Origin of the sequence: Pseudomonas wayambapalatensis (assembly GCF_049942315.1) — a bacterium.
Taxonomy (GTDB): Bacteria; Pseudomonadota; Gammaproteobacteria; order Pseudomonadales; family Pseudomonadaceae; genus Aquipseudomonas; species Aquipseudomonas wayambapalatensis.
Window position 1 is genome coordinate 26,853 of sequence record NZ_JBNFMU010000161.1, and the last position, 17,726, is coordinate 44,578.

The 17,726-nt window shown below is 58.9% G+C and carries 14 protein-coding genes and 3 pseudogenes; 4 read left to right on the plus strand and 13 right to left on the minus strand.

All coding sequences use genetic code 11. The features are described 5' to 3' along the window. Positions 1–51: 51 nt before the first annotated feature. The 7 genes and pseudogenes from ACPZMI_RS10410 to yfcF all read right to left on the minus strand — a co-directional run bounded on the left by ACPZMI_RS10410 (position 52) and on the right by yfcF (position 8,630). Positions 52–255 carry a formate dehydrogenase subunit delta gene (locus ACPZMI_RS10410; protein ID WP_065861968.1) on the minus strand — a complete coding sequence of 68 codons (204 nt, stop codon included), beginning with the start codon at positions 253–255 and terminating at the stop codon, positions 52–54. Beyond that, a complete protein-coding gene (gene fdhF, locus ACPZMI_RS10415) occupies positions 252–3,140 on the minus strand; it encodes a formate dehydrogenase subunit alpha (RefSeq protein ID WP_426352173.1) in 2,889 nt (962 codons plus the stop codon). Before fdhF ends, ACPZMI_RS10410 begins: the two co-directional genes overlap by 4 nt. Continuing rightward, on the minus strand, positions 3,137–4,687 hold the full coding sequence (locus ACPZMI_RS10420) for a formate dehydrogenase beta subunit (RefSeq protein WP_186666256.1): 1,551 nt from the start codon (positions 4,685–4,687) through the stop codon (positions 3,137–3,139). Before ACPZMI_RS10420 ends, fdhF begins: the two co-directional genes overlap by 4 nt. After that, positions 4,684–5,166 (minus strand): formate dehydrogenase subunit gamma, encoded by a 483-nt coding sequence (locus ACPZMI_RS10425; RefSeq protein WP_186666258.1) that lies wholly within the window; start codon positions 5,164–5,166, stop codon positions 4,684–4,686. Before ACPZMI_RS10425 ends, ACPZMI_RS10420 begins: the two co-directional genes overlap by 4 nt. Before the next feature lie 494 nt (positions 5,167–5,660). Continuing rightward, positions 5,661–6,903, minus strand: a pseudogene (locus ACPZMI_RS10430) (M20/M25/M40 family metallo-hydrolase). 137 nt (positions 6,904–7,040) lie between these two features. Then, positions 7,041–7,226 (minus strand): hypothetical protein, encoded by a 186-nt coding sequence (locus ACPZMI_RS10435; RefSeq protein WP_186720091.1) that lies wholly within the window; start codon positions 7,224–7,226, stop codon positions 7,041–7,043. 771 nt (positions 7,227–7,997) lie between these two features. Further along, complete coding sequence (yfcF, locus tag ACPZMI_RS10440) at positions 7,998–8,630, minus strand: glutathione transferase (RefSeq protein ID WP_186666262.1); 633 nt, start codon at positions 8,628–8,630, stop codon at positions 7,998–8,000. Positions 8,631–8,987: 357 nt separating this feature from the next. Here yfcF and ACPZMI_RS10445 point away from each other — a divergent pair. Beyond that, positions 8,988–9,268: pseudogene (locus ACPZMI_RS10445) on the plus strand (GNAT family N-acetyltransferase); the annotation flags it as partial. 108 nt (positions 9,269–9,376) lie between these two features. Here ACPZMI_RS10445 and ACPZMI_RS10450 read toward each other — a convergent pair. The 5 genes from ACPZMI_RS10450 to ACPZMI_RS10470 form a co-directional block, all read right to left on the minus strand. Further along, on the minus strand, positions 9,377–10,222 hold the full coding sequence (locus ACPZMI_RS10450; protein ID WP_426352174.1) for a hypothetical protein: 846 nt from the start codon (positions 10,220–10,222) through the stop codon (positions 9,377–9,379). 623 nt (positions 10,223–10,845) lie between these two features. Then, a complete protein-coding gene (locus tag ACPZMI_RS10455) occupies positions 10,846–11,832 on the minus strand; it encodes a hypothetical protein (protein ID WP_426352175.1) in 987 nt (328 codons plus the stop codon). 66 nt (positions 11,833–11,898) lie between these two features. Next, positions 11,899–12,258, minus strand: a complete 360-nt coding sequence (locus tag ACPZMI_RS10460; protein WP_153774977.1) for a hypothetical protein — start codon at positions 12,256–12,258, stop codon at positions 11,899–11,901. A 318-nt stretch (positions 12,259–12,576) separates the two neighbouring features. Then, positions 12,577–13,848 carry a translesion error-prone DNA polymerase V subunit UmuC gene (gene umuC / locus ACPZMI_RS10465; RefSeq protein ID WP_426352176.1) on the minus strand — a complete coding sequence of 424 codons (1,272 nt, stop codon included), beginning with the start codon at positions 13,846–13,848 and terminating at the stop codon, positions 12,577–12,579. After that, complete coding sequence (locus tag ACPZMI_RS10470; RefSeq protein ID WP_186666270.1) at positions 13,838–14,266, minus strand: LexA family protein; 429 nt, start codon at positions 14,264–14,266, stop codon at positions 13,838–13,840. The genes umuC and ACPZMI_RS10470 overlap by 11 nt, the downstream gene beginning before the upstream one ends. A gap of 106 nt (positions 14,267–14,372) precedes the next feature. Here ACPZMI_RS10470 and ACPZMI_RS10475 point away from each other — a divergent pair, with 106 nt between their 5' ends. Continuing rightward, positions 14,373–15,062, plus strand: coding sequence for an SOS response-associated peptidase family protein (locus tag ACPZMI_RS10475; RefSeq protein WP_426352177.1), 690 nt, complete (start codon positions 14,373–14,375; stop codon positions 15,060–15,062). Between the two features lie 49 nt (positions 15,063–15,111). Here ACPZMI_RS10475 and ACPZMI_RS10480 read toward each other — a convergent pair. Beyond that, positions 15,112–15,243: pseudogene (locus ACPZMI_RS10480) on the minus strand (site-specific integrase); the annotation flags it as partial. A gap of 101 nt (positions 15,244–15,344) precedes the next feature. Here ACPZMI_RS10480 and dusA point away from each other — a divergent pair. Together dusA and tal are read left to right on the plus strand one after the other, a co-directional pair. Continuing rightward, positions 15,345–16,355 (plus strand): tRNA dihydrouridine(20/20a) synthase DusA, encoded by a 1,011-nt coding sequence (gene dusA, locus ACPZMI_RS10485; protein WP_186666274.1) that lies wholly within the window; start codon positions 15,345–15,347, stop codon positions 16,353–16,355. Positions 16,356–16,551: 196 nt separating this feature from the next. Next, positions 16,552–17,478 (plus strand): transaldolase, encoded by a 927-nt coding sequence (gene tal, locus ACPZMI_RS10490; protein ID WP_186708358.1) that lies wholly within the window; start codon positions 16,552–16,554, stop codon positions 17,476–17,478. Positions 17,479–17,726: the final 248 nt, after the last annotated feature.

The window sequence follows — 17,726 nt, forward strand, 5'->3', positions numbered from 1 at the left end:
ATCGGCCAATACCTGCGCGGCCTCGGCATGGGCGATGCCGAGGCCTGGTAACTACCCCAACGCCTCCCGCACCTTCGAATCGAGCCCTTCCCCCGCATGGGCCTCGATCCACTCGCTCAACTGACGCCGCATCGCCGGGGTCCAGAAGCTGTTCAGGTGTTGTCTCACCCCCTGCACCGCCAGCGCACGATCAGGCTCGCTGTCGAAATAGTGGGCGATCTGGTTGGCCATCTTGACCAGGTTGTCACTGCTCATCGGCGCACCTCGGCTTTTTCCTGGCCTTCGGCCTTACGCCGCTCCTTGAGCAGGCGCTGCTGTTCGTCACTGAAATGCTGGTAGCGCTTCTGCCATTCCGAGGGCTGGAAGACTCGCACCACCTCAACCGCCGTGACCTTGTACTCGGGGCAGTTGGTGGCCCAGTCGGAGTTGTCGGTGGTGATCACGTTGGCGCCAGACTCAGGGAAGTGGAAGGTGGTGTACACCACGCCTGGCGCCACCCGCGCACTGACCCGCGCACGCAAAACGCTCTGCCCCGCACGGCTGCCCACGCCAACCCAGTCGCCGTCGCGGATGCCGCGGCTTTCGGCATCGCTGGCGTGGATCTCCAGACGATCCTCATCGTGCCAGGCAACGTTGTGGGTGCGACGGGTCTGGGCGCCAACGTTGTATTGGCTGAGGATGCGGCCGGTGGTCAGCAACAACGGATAACGGGCATTGACCTTCTCGTCGGTGGGCACATAACCGGTGAGCATGAATCGCCCCTTGCCGCGCACGAACTGGTCGATGTGCATGGTCGGGGTGCCGTCGGGCGCGGCCTCGTTGCACGGCCATTGCAGGCTGCCGCGGCGGTCGATCTCGGCATAGCTGACGCGGTGGAAGCTCGGCGTCAGGCGGGCGATTTCGTCCATGATCTCGGACGGGTGCCGGTAGTCCATGCGATAGCCCAGGGCATTGGCCAGGGCCACGGTCGCCTCCCAGTCGGCCTTGCCGGCCAGCGGCTCCATCACCTTGCGCACCCGCGAGATACGGCGTTCGGCGTTGGTGAAGGTGCCGTCCTTTTCCAGGAACGAACTGCCCGGCAGGAACACATGGGCGAACTTGGCGGTTTCGTTGAGGAAGATGTCCTGCACCACCACGCACTCCATGGCCATCAGTGCCGCGGTGACGTGCTGGGTGTTCGGGTCGCTCTGGGCGATATCCTCGCCCTGGCAGTACAGCGCCTTGAAGCTGCCGTCGAGCGCGGCCTCGAACATGTTGGGGATACGCAGCCCCGGGTCGGGCTGCAAGGTCACGCCCCAGGCCTGCTCGAATTCGCTGCGCACCGCCTCGTTGGAGATGTGCCGGTAGCCCGGCAACTCGTGGGGGAAGGAGCCCATGTCGCACGAGCCCTGGACGTTGTTCTGACCACGCAACGGATTGACGCCCACGCCTTCGCGACCGATGTTGCCGGTTGCCATGGCCAGGTTGGCGATGCCCATCACCGCGGTGCTGCCCTGGCTGTGTTCGGTGACGCCCAGGCCATAATAGATCGCCGCATTGCCGGCGCCCGCATACACCCGCGCCGCCTCGCGGATCTGCTCGGCAGGCACGCCGCACACCGGCCCAAGCGCCTCGGGTGAATTCTCGGCCAGGCCGACGAACTCACGCCAACGCGTGAACTCGGCACTCTCGCAGCGCGCGTCGATGAATGCCTGGTCGAGCAGCCCTTCATCGACGATCACATGGGCCAGGGCATTGAGCATGGCGACGTTAGTGCCCGGACGCAGTTGCAGGTGCAACTCGGCACGGGCGTGGGGCGAGTCGACCAGGTCGATGCGGCGCGGGTCGATGACGATCAGCCGCGCGCCCTGGCGCAGGCGGCGCTTGAGTTGCGAGCCGAACACCGGGTGAGCGTCGGTCGGGTTGGCGCCGATCACCAGGATCACGTCGGCCTGCATCACCGAGTCGAAGCTCTGGGTTCCGGCGGATTCGCCCAGGGTCTGCTTCAGGCCATAGCCGGTCGGCGAATGGCAGACCCGCGCGCAGGTGTCCACGTTGTTGTTGCCAAAGGCGGCACGCACCAGCTTCTGCACCAGATAGGCTTCTTCGTTGGTGCAACGGCTGGAGGTGATACCGCCGATCGAATCGCGCCCGTACTTGAGCTGGATGCGTCGGAACTCACTGGCGGCATAGGCCAGCGCCTCATCCCAGCTGACTTCCTGCCATGGGTCTTCAAGGCGCTTGCGGATCATCGGCGTGGTGATGCGATCCGGGTGAGTGGCGTAGCCCCAGGCGAAGCGCCCCTTGACGCAGGCGTGGCCGTGGTTGGCGCCGCCGTTCTTGTCCGGGACCATGCGCACCAGTTGATCGCCCTTCATCTCGGCGCGGAACGAGCAGCCCACCCCGCAATAGGCACAGGTGGTGATCACCGCGCGCTCCGGCTGGCCGAGCTGGACCAGGCTCTTCTCGGTCAGGGTCGCCGTCGGGCAGGCCTGCACGCAGGCGCCGCACGACACGCACTCGGAGGCGAGGAAATTCTCGCCTCCGGCCGCCGCCACCCGCGACTCGAAGCCTCGGCCACTGATGGTCAGGGCGAAGGTGCCCTGAATGTCTTCGCAGGCACGCACGCAGCGGCTGCAGACGATGCACTTGCTGGGCTCGTAGTCGAAGTACGGGTTGGAGACGTCCTTGGCCTCGTTGAGATGGTTGGCCCCGTCATAGCCATAGCGCACTTCGCGCAGGCCCACCTGGCCGGCGACCGTTTGCAGCTCGCAGTTGCCGTTGGCCGAGCAGGTCAGGCAGTCCAGTGGGTGATCGGAGATGTACAGCTCCATGACATTGCGCCGCAGGTCGGCCAGCCGCGGCGTCTGGGTACGCACCACCATGCCTTCGCTGACCGGCGTGGTGCATGAAGCCGGATAGCCGCGCATGCCGTCGATCTCGACCATGCACATGCGGCATGAGCCGAAGGCTTCGAGGCTGTCGGTGGCGCACAGCTTGGGGATGCTGGTGCCCAGCAGCGCGGCAGCGCGCATCACCGAGGTGCCTGCAGGGACGCTGATCGCGCGGCCGTCGATGTTCAGGCTGACCTGCAGGTCACTGTCGCGGGCAGGCGTGCCCAGGTCGATGTCGCTGTTGGCGGGGTCGAAATAATGGATCATTGGGCGGCCTCCGGGCTGGCCAGACCGAAATCGGCAGGAAAATGCTTGAGGGCGCTGGCCACGGGGTAAGCGGTCATCCCGCCCATGGCGCACAGCGAGCCGTACTGCATCGTGTCGCACAGGTCACGCAGCAGGTGGGCCTGATCCTCGCGCGCAGCAGGATCGCTGCTGGCGATCAGGCGATCCACCACTTCCATCCCGCGGGTCGACCCGATCCGGCACGGCGTGCACTTGCCGCAGGACTCCTCGGCGCAGAACTGCAGGGCGAAACGCGCCATGCCAGCCATGTTCAGTGTGTCGTCAGCGACCACCACACCGCCATGGCCGATCATCGCGCCGATGGCGGCGAAGGCCTCGTAGTCCAGCGGCGTATCGAACTGCGACGGCGGCACCCAGGCGCCCAGCGGGCCGCCGACCTGCGCGGCCTTCAACGGACGACCACTGGCGGTACCACCGCCATACCCCTCGACCAGCTCACGCAGGGTCAGGCCAAAAGCCCGCTCGACCAGCCCGCCCTGGCGCACATTGCCCGCCAGTTGGAACGGCAAGGTGCCCAGTGAACGGCCCATGCCAAAGTCGCGATAGAACGCGGCACCTTTTGCCAGGATGATCGGCACAGAAGCCAAGGTCAGGACGTTATGCACCAGCGTCGGCTGGCCGAACAGGCCCTCGAGCGCCGGCAGTGGCGGCTTGGCGCGCACGATGCCGCGCTTGCCTTCGATCGACTCCAGCAGCGCCGTCTCCTCGCCGCAAATATAGGCGCCAGCGCCCACACGCACCTCGAGCTCGAACGCCACGCCGCTGCCAGTGACGTCCAGATAACCCGCTTCGCGGGCCAGCATCACGGCCTCGTTGAGCACACGGATGGCGTCCGGGTATTCGGAGCGCACATAAATGTAGCCCTTGCTTGCGCCGACAGCGAGGCCGGCGATGATCATGCCTTCGATCAGCAGGAAGGGATCGCCCTCCATCAGCATGCGGTCGGCGAAGGTGCCGGAGTCGCCTTCGTCGGCATTGCAGACAATGTACTTCTGCCCGGCCGGCGCCTGGCGCACGGTGCGCCACTTGATGCCGGCCGGGAACGCGGCCCCGCCCCGACCACGCAGGCCGGAATCGAGCACTGCGGCAACCACTGCATCGCCGTCCATCAATGCAGCCTTGCGCAAGCCCTCGAAGCCGCCATGGGCCTGATAGTCGTCCAGCGACAACGGGCGTGTGATACCGGCGCGCGCGAACAGCAGGCGCTGCTGGGTCTTCAGGTAGGGGATCTGTTCGACAGGGCCCAATGCCAGTGGATGCTCGCCCCCCTTGTCCAGAGCCTCCAGCAGGCCCGGCACATCTTCCGGCATGACCGGCCCGAAGCCCAGGCGCCCTTCGGCGCTTTCCAGCTCCAGCAATGGCTCGAGCCAATACAGGCCACGCGAGCTGGTGCGCTGGATCTGCAGCGGCAGTTGCCGCTGTGCAGCCTCACGTTCGAACGCCTCGGCGACCTGGTCGGCGCCCACTGCGCGAGCCAGCGAATCGCAGGAAATACACAGCTTGATCATGCGCCCGCCTCCACCCTGCAGCTTTTCACCAAAGCCTGCAGACGCTCGGGCGTGAGCCGCGCATGCACCTGGCCGTCCAGCTCCAGCGCTGGCGAGCAGGCGCAAGCGCCGAGGCAGTACACCGGGCGCAGACTCAATGCTCCGTCGGCAGTGGTGCCATGGTCGTCCAGCCCGAGCTGTTCGCGCAGTTGCGCGGCCAGGGCTTCGGCGCCGCGGCTCTGGCACGACTCGGCGCGGCACAGGCGCAGGGTGTGGCGTGCCGGGGGCGAAGTGCGGAAATCATGGTAGAAGCTGATCACCCCACGCACCTCGGCGAGGCTGAGGTTCAGCGCATGGGCGATCTCGGGGACTGCTTCATCGGGTACATGGCCCAGGCCTTGCTGGATGGCGTGGAGGATCGGCAACAGCGCACCGGGCACCTCCTTGTGGTTGTCCAGCACACGCTGGATCAAGGGCAGGTCAAGCGTCTCTTCAGGCATACAGCGGACCTCGGCAACCCGGATCCGCCCGAGGGTGCGGGCAGGTGTCCGGCGGTGTTCTGCTGTGGCGTTCCGGGCCTGTCACGGTCACAGGATCACGGTCGCCTTCCTCGTCCAAGCCGGTGCGTCTGTGCGCACTCGGTCGTCGGACATCCTGATAAGAATGGCACCGTTGCCGGGAAACGGTAGCGTGCAAACGACAGGGCGCATCCTGAAACCGACGCGAGCGACATTACGCATCCGATCAGTTGCACTGAGGCAGTGTAGTGATCTATGCCGGACACTCCTTTAGGCGGGAATACTCGCCACAGACAGGTGCCTGATGACCAAGCAACGTCGCACCTTTACCCCTGAGTTACCGCCCGCGGCTACAAAGCCTGCAATACGCTGCCCGCCCCCTGTGGGAGCGGGCTCGCCCTCCAAGCAGCCACCCCGCAAATCAAACCGGCATAGCCATTGATCCCAGGACAGTAAACACCTGAGTCTACGCGCGCTTACTTCGCCGCCTCGGACAATTGCTGGATCAATGCCACTGTCAGATAAAGCCTTGGCGCGATGCTCGACAACTCGATGTACTCGTCATCGGCATGCAATCCCGCCCCCACCACGCCCATGGTTTCAAGCACTGCCGGCTTCTCGCTGCCGGGCACGTAGGCATAGCCCGCATCAGTCCCGAAACGCATGGCAATCGGCTCGATATTGCGATCGATCTTCGCGTAGAGCGTCTGGGCGGTTTTCGCCAACTGCTCGGAGCCGGCGTTCTTCGCCAGCGGCGGGCGGCCCTTGTCGAGGCGTACCGTCACTTCGGTGCCCTCAATGAGTTTCTTCTGTACGAGCCGTTGCGCGTCGGCCAGCACCCGGTCGCTCTCGCTCAGGTCCGAGTAGCGCATGTCCGCCTCGGCCGTGGCGCTGGCGGGAATGATGTTGCGCTTGTCGCCCGCCTTGACCATCGTCCAGTTGACCGTGGTGCCTTTGGCCGGGTCGCCAAGGTCCTTCAACTGCAGCATCTGGTGGGCCAACTCCATGGCCGCATTACGCCCAGCCTCAGGTGCGGAGCCTGCGTGGGAAGACTTGCCTTTCACTTCGAGAAATATGCCATTGATGCCATTGGTCGCGACTGTTACCGCGTCCTTGTCCGGCGGCTCGTACGAGAACACGTAGTCATGCTTGCGCGCCAGTTCCGCGATGATCGCCTTCGAGCCGCTGGAGCCGGTTTCCTCATCCGGGTTGAACAATACGGTCAAGGTGCCGAAGCCTTTGAACTTCTCGTCCTGCAGCAGCTTCAGCGAATGCAGGATCATCGCCACACCACCTTTGGCATCGGCCACGCCAGGACCATACGCACGCTCGCCCTCGACCTTGAACGGCCGCTTGGCCGCAGTGCCGGGCAGGAACACCGTGTCGTAGTGGACCATCAGCAAGAACGACTTGCTGCCGGTGCCCTTGAAGGTGCCAACGATGTTGTCACCCGCCGACGGGCTGGCCGGGCTGGTCTTGACCTCGGCACCCAACGCCTTGAGCCGCTCGACCAGCAGGGCGCTGACGGTTTTCAGCCCCCGGCGCCTGGCCGGTTCCGGTATCGACATTGACCAGTTGCTTGACGGTGGCGAGATAGGCCTTCTGCTCGGCTTCGGCCTTTTTCAATAGCGCGTCGGGAGCCAGGTTGGCGGCGAGTGCGGAAAACGACAGGAATGACAAGGCGATGGCAGCGGCGATCGATGAGCGTCGGATGGGCATGCGAAGTCCTTTATCAATGCAAGGGGAACCTGCAGCTTTGACCATCGATGGCGCTGGCGCCAGCTTTGTAGACCATTTGATGAAGTGCAGGCCATTGGCCTTGATCCACGAAGCCCCGCGATTGCGGGGCTGGGAATTCAGGCAAAGACCTTGATTGTCAGTGCGGTGATGCCCGCCACTGCTGTCACCAGACCGGTGGCGATGCCGATCGGGTACCAGAAGGTTTCTCGGGTCAATTTGCCTGCTTCGGTATTGAGCTTGCGAGTCTCTGCCATCAGTTTGGCGATCTCGACGTGAATCTTTTCCGCTTCGGCTTGGGGCATGTCGTATGGATGCATGAGTCTTCCCTTCGGATGCCGGCTGTTTGTGGGTTTCGACATGGCGCGAGTTGATTGAGGCGAACAATCTACCGTAAGGCGGATGCTCGGCAAAGTCAGCGGGAAGCTATCCAGGCCGTAAGGGGTTTCGCGGGCAATGTTTCCCTGACGGACTGACCATCGGGGCCGCGGCAAGCAAGGCTCTACAGGCAAATACCTGGTGCTCTTGGTAAACTGGCGTCTTGAACGCCTCCTGTGCGGCTCTGTTGGTATAGCGCCCCGAGCGAAAAGCACAACGCGACAAAATTGTTGGTAATCGGTATTGAATACGTTGAACGAACGGACTGCATCACAAGCCTCAAAGCCACAAACCACGCGCCCTGAACCCTCCCGCCGGTTCAGCGTTGCACCCATGATGGATTGGAGTTCTACTTCCTAAAGCCCTTTCAGTTCAAGGCTTTCCGCCAAGTCATCCTGACTACGTAACAATTTCGTACCACCCTTGCGTGTCTACCCAATCCGCTTTAGGCCATAACTCCTTGGCCGATTCACTTGTGAACGCCATGGGTGACCACTTTCGACCCAGAGCTGCCTTTCGCAGAGGGCTGCAAGCGACCATAAGTGAGCAGCTGCATTACATCCCCAGGCAATGGCCTTGCAACAACTTATCAGAATCGTTGGCCGTCCACTGCCAGTCGAAAAGCAGGTCTGGACTGAACGCCGCCCCTTGTTCGCGACGCTCTGCCATAGGCAGTTCCAGGTCGAAAGCCGGTGCCGCTACAGCGGAGGTCGCTCCAACTGAACCCACTCCTGCACGGTCGGACGCTGCCATTGTCGCTGAGCATAATCCTCTAGTCGAACGGGAAGGCGATCTCCATTTAGTAACAGTCGATTCAGCATCAAAGCGAGATCGACATCGGCGATAGACCATTCGCCAAAAAGGTAGTCCGGGCTATCGTCCAGCAGCAGTTGCGCCGCCTCCACCAACTTTTGCGACGAGGACTCAGCCGAGACTGACAAAGCACCGTATTTAACGCCGTAGAACACGCCAAGCGTGGAGCGCTCCTGGCGGATAGGTAGCAAATCACTTCGCAGCCAGGCTTGAACTTGCCGCGCCTTGGCACGTTGCAGCGGGTTTGTCGGGTAAATCGGCGCCTGAGGGAACAGGTCTTCCAGGTACTCGGTGATTGCGGATGATTCAGACAATGCAAATTCGCCATGCCTCAGAGTGGGTACTCTCTGAGTCAGCGAAAGACGGGAATAGTCCCGTGCATGATGCTCCAGTGTGTCCAGGTCAAGGGTATTCATCTTGAACTCGATTCCCTTTTCACGAAGCGCCACAAAACATGACATGGCGTAAGGGCTGGTGAATTGAGCGTCAACGTATAAGCACAGCCTTGAATCGTTCATACCGTCATCTCCATATGCAGGAGAAACTACGATAGGGGTTCAGGTGCTATAAATAAAATTCATGTTTTTTATAGAGCCATTCCTGTTAGGAATGCCACAGAATTTCAAAATGGCTGTGTGCGGGGGACAATGGCGGAACTGCACGGGCCGCTGGGTTTTCTGCTGCATCACTACCGCTCGCGAGTATTCGTGGCTTGTCCTCCATGTGAGGGAGGACAAGGATGGTCAGTTCGACTCAGACGCGCTTACCGACCCATTGCCGCCTGTGGTGACGTTTCGCAAATCAGGCAACGGTGGACACAAACAGGCCCGGTGCAGTCAATCAAAGCCTCACAGGGATGCCCAGGAACGACTGGCATGGATTGTCTTCCGACGCTGATCACAGATCGGCTGGTTCCCACCCCCCTTCAGTAAAGGATTCATCCATCATCCAAGAGCTGTTCCCCTGCTGGAAGGTGGTTCGCTACTTGGATCGTTGTGTCCCATGGCCGTAGCCAGAAGACGGGGCTCTGATCTATGTCCGAGATATCGCCCTGCCTGCCATCGCAGCGGATCGTGAATGGCACTGGATGATCCGCATGCGCAACGATGCTGGCTGCACCCTGAGTAGCATCAGTTTGTATGATCAGCCTGGAAACACGTACCACAATGATGGATTGGGCAGGCACTTCCTGCCATACCTTTCAGGCCACACCCTCTAACCGCGTACCATTTTTGTACCATTCGAATTATCTGCAGCCATCGCTTTAAGCAAAGCCCTCCTTGTCAATGAGCGGCAGCACGTCACTTTCAAAAATCGAATGGGCTAACCGTCCATTGGGCTTGTACCCCTTGATCCCCTCCAGCGGCTCAATAAAACCGCCAACCGCGACGATGACGTACTTCAAATGAGTACCTTTGAATTCTGAGGTGCGCGGAGGAAGATGTTGAATCACCGAAGCCATCCCTGGACTCTGCTGTTTGAGGAATTGTTCAAAAGGTATTTGATGTCGACGCAACCCTTGGAGTAGTCCATGGTTTGCCAAATCCTCTGGAAACCAGCTTCCTCTTGTAAACCTATCCTCCAGAACGATCGACGGCAGCATAGACCTCTGCTTGACACTATATAACTGGTGCTTGACTGTCAAATCAACTATGCAATACGGGGGCGCGACAACAATGGCATGCGGCGCAACAAACTCACCCTCATCAAAGCTCCAAAAATAACGAGCTGCCTCTCCAGAACTGCTAGGAAAAGCAATAGTAAGGCATGATTTGGCCACATAATTCCATACACCCAAGCGGTCTAACATCCGCCCAAGCATGCCAGATGTGTCGACACATGCCCCTATTCGTCCATCACGCTCGACCTCAGCCCTCAGCACCTCTGCTGCTATGTCAATTCTTCTACGCGCTTCCTCTAAGTACTCAGAAGTGTAGTTTTTTACTTCTACATACTGAGCGTACAACTCCAGATAGCGCGAATCTTTCCGCTCCTGCTTGAGAAAATTAGGATCATCGCAAAACCCAACATTCTCAAATGAAATGTCATGGGATCTGAATTTCAGCTCAAGTTCACGTTGCTTTACCGGATTGGCAAGTTTCCAAGTCATGTCTTCTTTCCCTCGTTAAGTAGGCCACCAAGCCATCACAATATCAACATGCGCGATGTATGCTAGTTTAACCCAGCAGTAAACACATCCCAATGTGATGCGGCAGGAGCAAAAAAGGCGCCAAGCTCGCAAGATCGGGGCTTCGGCGCCTTTTGCATCATGGAATCAGCTCCGAGTCCCCCCACACAGGCCGAGACGAGCGCCCCATTGGTCATGTCTAAACTAGGGATAAGGATTTGAATCTCGATCGGCTTACTCAAGAGGCTGGATAGGACCACAATATCAGCTATGATCTCGTGGTCAATCCGGCTTGTGTGGCTTAAAGCGCCCTGAAAAATACCTCAAGTTTTGCCCTACAATCTCAGCAATGGACATCACTTATGGATGAAAAAGCTTCCCTAACCGCTGACACACTCGAGCTCTTGCTTCTGAATCAGGTAGCGATAAGGGCTGCTCTTGAGGAGCTATCTTTATGGGTTAGTCAGAGGGGATCTGTCCACATCCACGAGAATGTCATGGGTGCCCTGCGAGCCTTACACCTGAACGCTGACGCGATCTCAGCCAGCATAGCAGAGCTGCGCGAGTAAACTGGCCGAGCCGATCAATCCCTATCTTGAACTTACTCAGGGTTTCTTTGCCATATATTCATTAACAACTTCTGACATTAGCTGCTTCTGATTTGCCTTCCGAGGGAAAAGTTGCCAAATCGCGACAATTATCGAAAAGATAAATGCAGCCACCGAAACATACAAACTCAGATTACTACTACTCAAATATTGCTCAATAAGACTATTTTTCAGCTTGATTGCCGAATTCAAATTCATCAATTCATCTTTGATTTTTTCGTACTCATCCTTATTAAGCTTGTAGGAAATCCCACGAAAATCACGCAAACTTTGCTCATCCAAACCATCAAAAGGATTGACTCTATTATGATCTAGAACAAGAGCGTCCACCTTAGATATAAAATCAATATCTTTATCTTCAAGGCCGTCAACAGCTGTAAGTTTCATAACCTTTAGATCATTGAGCACGAGCAATAAGCTCAAAGTATTTTTCTGATAATAGAGATGCGGTTTAACCAGCGGCCAAATCGTGTCAACTGGATTACTATCAATCTCATGCTGATAAACTAGCTTCACGTCATCAAAACTTGCATTCTTTTGAATCGCATTAGTCAACGCGGCACGTAACTCTCCACGCGACACATATCTTTCCGCCTTCTCAGTCATCACGCTCAAGAGTGCTGCGAAAGCCGCCACTATGAAAGCGATAATTGTTGACTTCACCAAGTTCTTGATACGCTGTGAGCGCGTTTTTTTACGAAGATCCTTAGAAATGTTCGACACTAAATGATCGATAAACTCTTTGGGAGCATCGGAAAGGCCTTGACTTTTTAGCTGACCTTCGATCTCCCTCCGTAACTCAGCATGAGACTTATCGCGCCATTTATCCTCAATCTCCAATTGAAACTCAGTTGGTTGAGCACCTTTTAATAGCCCTTTTTCACTCGCACCAGAGCCCTCTTGCACTTCGACTTCGGGATCCTTCGTCCCAGAAGCTGCCGAATCAACATCGACTTCCTTCAATCCACCCCAACTTTTTTCCACGATATCGCCTTCCCTGCTTCTTAAGCTTATCTTATCTTTTTTTGCGTTTAAGCAAACAACATCATCTTATGCACCATCCCCCCCCAATCGATCGTCCTTAGTCGCAAGCGCCGTCGAAGAACTGCTACTAAACATTTTATCAAAATGATTAAGGAATGTTTCCGTCAAATGACCATGATAGTAACCATATACAACTGTCGGCATCACTACTTTTTGCCTACCAAGGATGTTAAAAACTAACGCTCCATCAATAACCTTCGGCCGGAACCACGCTTTATTCTTCCAATCATCAGCGACATGAGTAAAATCCCCATCCTTATCCCTTACCCAAGTCGTAACCTTCCCCTTCAAATCTTCCTGATCTATTCGCTCATTAAACTTATCCAGCAGCGCTTTAGGATCCGACGTAAAGAAATTCACTGCCATTTTACTTCTCGCCTTTAAGAGACTTGTCAACCTTTCGATATTAGCAAAGCAGCCTACGCTCGCCCAACCCTCATTTCATCAAACCTGAAATTCAGCTTCGCCCTACAGCGTTACGAACTCCGAAATGAGGGCTCTGAGATTTTGGCTGATGCTTAAGGAGCGGCCATGGTGTCTGAATGAGAAAAAGCGCCCAAGCCTTATATGTAAAGGGCTTGGGCGCTTTTTTATGTCTGCGGGGAAAGCCCACAAGAGGCATAGAGGGCCATGGAATGGCGCTCGGTTTGCCCCATTTTTGCCCCATTTTTGCCCCACTCCGCTCTACCGAACTCGCCACAATTGGTCGATCTGCGTGGTGTATGACCTACTCATCAGCTCGCGGCGCATACCCCAATCGGGGGCGCGGGGTACACTGCTCGCCCTCACTGTCCCTCGCCCATATCGGTCATTGATCTGGTCTACTACCGACATCAGCTTGTCGCTCGCCAAGGGCTGCGAGATCGCGAATAGATCGTCCGTGAACTCACCTGGCTGTCGTAAGTCGAGTAGTAACACTTCGGCCTTGCTGTACCGGTAGCCCGCCCTGAAAACACGCTCTACTGCACTGGTCGCCGCCCTGGTGAGCAGCAGCGTGTCGTTCGTGGGGTAAGGCAGCTCCACAAGCGCCCCCTGCGCATGGTGCAGCTCATCAGGGTTGAACATGCCAGTACGGATACTCACCCGCATGCGCTTGCATTTCGAGCCCTGCGCCCGCAGCTTTTCAGCCGCTCGCCCGGTGTAGGTGGCCACGGCCTGCTTGATCGGGGCAAGCTCACTCAGCCGCTTGCCGAACATCCTGCTGCAGCAGATCTCCTGCTTCGGAGGTACTGCCTCATCCAGTTCGAGGCAGGGAACGCCAGCCAGTTCGCGCGCGGTCTTCTCCACCACCACGCTGAACTTGTCCCGCAACATGCGCGGATCAGCCTTTGCCAGGTCCATGGCTTTCTGAATCCCCATGCTCTGCAGGTGCTCGGTCATCCTCCGCCCAATACCCCACACCTCCTTGATCTCGGTATTACGCAGCACCCAGTCACGCTCAAAATCCGTCGTGATATCGACCACGCCGCCCGTGTGCGACTGCAGCCGCTTTGCGGTGTGGTTGGCCAGCTTCGCGAGGGTCTTGGTGCGTGCGATGCCGACACCGACCGGTATGCCGGTACGCTGCAGCACCTTGCCCCGTACCTCGCGGCCGAACTGGGTCAAGCTGCCCTGCACACCTGTGAGATCGGCGAAGCATTCGTCGATCGAATAGACCTCAGCCGCAGGCACCATCGATTCGATGATCGACATCACGCGCTCACTCATGTCGCCATACAGCGCGTAATTGGAGGAGAACGCCACCACGCCGTGCCGCTTAAGCCTCTCGCGGCATTGGAAGTACGGTTCTCCCATCTTCACGAACGGTTTGGCGTCGTAGCTGCGTGCGATCACGCAGCCGTCGTTGTTGCTCAGTACCACGATAGGGGTTTTGGCCAGATCCGGCCGGAACACGCGTTCGCAGCTCGCGTAGAACGAGTTGCAATCGATCAGCGCGAATACCTGGTCACTGCGCATGATCACGCACGCTGTAGCGAACAACACCCCAGATGACCAGGTCGTCGCCCTCCATCACGTACCGGGGCGGATAACTGGGGTTCTCGGACTGAAGCATCACCACCCCACCCCGCTTGTGCAGGCGTTTGCAGACAGGCTCAGCGTTGATCGCAGCGATCACAATGTCGCCATGCTCTGCGTCCTTGCTACGGTCTACGATAAGAAGGTCGCCGGAGAAAATGCCAGCACCCTGCATGCTGTCGCCCTCCACCTGCACCAGGTACACATGGGGCGCCCGCAGCTCGAATAGTTCATCGAGCGAGATGTGACGCTCCAGATGATCCGCCGCTGGCGAGGGGAAGCCTGCAGGCACTCGAAACGAGTACACGGGCAGCAATGCAGGGCCACCGGTCGGGACTCCCAGGAAAGTGATGGTCATGAGGGGTTATTCCAGATAGATAACTGTATATATGTACAGTTAACTGTCAGATCTTTCCCCCGTCAACGCGAGGCGTGCGGAAGCCGACGAACGAGCGAGGTGAGGTATGTGCGGGCGTTACTCGATCTACGAATCCATGGACAACTACCTCCGACAGTTGAGCCTCGACCTGGTCGTGATCAATGGCTATGACCACGAGCAGATCAATCGATACAACGTCGCCCCCTCCACCCGAGTGGAGGTGATTCGACCTGCGCCGGAAGGGTTGAGGGTGGATCGAGTGAAATGGGGATGGGCGCCGTTTTGGGCGAAGGGGAAGCGTCCTGACCCGATTAATGCGCGGGCAGAAACGGTGGTGACGGGAAAGTTCTTCAAATCGCTTTGGCCGAATGGCCGAGCCTTGGCACCGGCGAATGGCTGGTACGAGTGGATAGCCGATCCTGCGGACCCAAAGCGCAAGCAACCCTACTACATCCAGGCAGCGGACGAGGCCCCGCTGTTCTTCGCGGCGCTGGCCGAAGCTCACCCAACACTTGAACCAGACGAACGGGACGGCTTCGTGATCATCACCGCTGCAGCTGACCAAGGTCTCGTCGATATACACGACCGCAAACCTCTTGTGCTCTCGCCCGAGGTTGCTCGTGAGTGGATCTCGCCAGATACATCGATGGAGCGCGCAGAAGAGATAGTGCGGACCGGTTGCCGAGCCGCAGGCGATTTCAAGTGGCATGCAGTCCGTAAGGATGTAGGTAGTGTCCGCAACCAGGGTCCTGAATTGATATTACCTGCGGATTGAAAGAACCTCAGCCAGTCCTCGGACAGCTCTTGCGCCTGTCTTGATACTAGGCTTGAGTTGCTTGCGTTCGGACGAACGCCTGACACTCTTGATAGACTAGGACACCTTTTTTCTTGAGGCCGATCTGGACGGTATAGCTGACCGTTCCATCGGCCTTTTTCCTTGCTTTGATCGTTGCCATTTTTCCGGTGGTACAAGGGTGATTGGCGGTGGTAAATCGCGCCACTGTCACACCAAAACACCTGAAAACTCCGGGAAATGGCACAAACCGTGTAGAACAGAATGTCTCTAGAAATAGCCTCAAACCCACAAACCACGCGCCCTGAACCCTCCCGCCGGTTCAGCGTTGCACCGATGATGGACTGGACCGACCGCCACTGTCGGTACTTCCTGCGCCTGCTCTCCCAACGCGCCCTGCTCTACACCGAAATGGTCACCACCGGCGCCCTACTCCACGGCGATGCGGAGCGTTTCCTGCGTCATGACGAGTCCGAGCACCCGCTGGCTTTGCAGTTGGGCGGCAGCAACCCGGCTGAACTCGCCGCCTGTGCTCGCCTGGCCCAGGAAGCGGGTTACGACGAGGTCAACCTCAATGTCGGCTGCCCCAGCGACCGGGTGCAGAACAACATGATCGGGGCCTGCCTGATGGGCCATCCGGCGCTGGTGGCCGACTGCGTCAAGGCGATGATCGATGCGGTCGAGATTCCGGTGACGGTCAAGCACCGCATCGGCATCAATGGCCGCGACAGCTATGCCGAGCTGTGCGACTTTGTCGGCCAGGTGCGCGACGCCGGCTGTCGCAGCTTTACCGTGCATGCGCGGATCGCGATCCTCGAGGGCCTGTCGCCAAAGGAGAACCGCGAGGTGCCGCCGCTGCGCTACGAGGTGGCGGCGCAGTTGAAACAGGACTTCCCGGACCTTGAGCTGGTGCTCAACGGCGGGATCAAGACCCTCGACGAATGCCGCACGCACCTGCAGACCTTCGACGGCGTGATGCTGGGGCGCGAGGCTTACCACAACCCGTACCTGCTGGCCGAGGTGGATCAACAACTGTTCGCCAGCGACGCGCCTGTCGTGACGCGCAGCGAGGCGATGGCGCGGCTGATGCCGTATCTGGTGGCGCATGTGGAGAGTGGCGGGGCCATTCATCACATCACCCGGCACATCCTCGGCCTGGGCCAGGGCTTCCCGGGGGCGCGCCGGTTCCGCCAGTTGCTGTCGGCAGACATTCACAAGGCGGCCGAGCCGCTGAAGGTGGTCGAGCAGGCGGCAGAGTTGCTGGTCGGACGCTAGGGAACCCTGGGCGGGGGGTTGGACTCGAAGGGGGATTCGACGCCCCCATCCTGGGGCTGCCATGTGGCCAGCGCGGGGCCAGCCCGCGCCCGCATGACGCAGGATAACCTTAGCCTGTGTTTGGCCTTGAGTGGCCGTCAGGGCTCGGGTAATGTCAAGACACTCACAGGACAGAGCATCAGGACAGAGCACGCCCATGACCTCAAAGCTGGAACAACTCAAGCAGTTCACCACCGTGGTCGCCGACACCGGGGACCTGGATGCCATCACCCGTCTCAAGCCGGTCGATGCCACCACCAACCCTTCGCTGCTGCTCAAGGCCGCGGCCATCTCGGGTTACGCCGACCTGCTCAAACAGGTCAAGGCCGACGCCAAAGGCAACGTCGACCTGGCCTGCGACAAGTTCGCGGTAGCCGTGGGCGCGGGCATTCTCAAGGTCATCCCCGGCCGTATCTCCACCGAGGTCGATGCACGCCTGTCGTTCGATGAGCCGGCGTTGCTGAACAAGGCTCGCCAGTTGATCGACCTGTACAAAGCTGCCGGCATTTCCAAGGATCGCGTACTGATCAAGCTGGCCTCTACCTGGGAAGGCATCCGCGCCGCCGAGAAGCTGGAAAAGGAAGGCATCCAGACCAACCTCACGCTGCTGTTCTCCTTTGCCCAGGCCCAGGCCTGTGCCGACGCCGGGGTGTTCCTGATCTCGCCGTTCGTGGGCCGGATCTACGACTGGTACAAGAAGAGCACCGGCAAGGAGTACGTCGGCGCCGAGGATCCAGGCGTGCAGTCGGTGACACGCATCTACGACTACTACAAGACCAACGGCTACGACACCGTGGTCATGGGCGCAAGCTTCCGTAACGTCGGGCAGATCGAGCAACTGGCCGGGTGCGATCGCCTGACCATCAGCCCTGAACTGCTGCAGCAGTTGAGCGACGACCAAGGCGAGCTGCCGCGCATCCTCACACCAGGCAATGCTGGCGAAGCCAAGCAGGTGCTGAACGAGAGCCAGTTCCGCTGGGCGATGAACGAAGATGCCATGGCCACCGAGAAGCTGGCCGAAGGCATTCGCCAGTTTGCGCGCGACCAGGAGAAGCTCGAGGCGTTGATGGCCGACAAAGGCTGATACATATCCGAGTTGTGGAACGGGCGGGAAGTACTGAGTATTTCCCGCCCGTTTGCGTTTGTGTATTCGAAAAAGAGGCTGCCGGCCCATCGCGGGACAAGCCCGCTCCCACAGCGGCACTTATCCCATGGCAGGGAACATGCTTCTGTGGGAGCGGGCTTGTCCCGCGATGGGCCGGCAGCCTCTTTTTCGAATACACAAACTCAAACGGGCGGGAAATACTCAGTACTTCCCGCCCGTTCCACAAC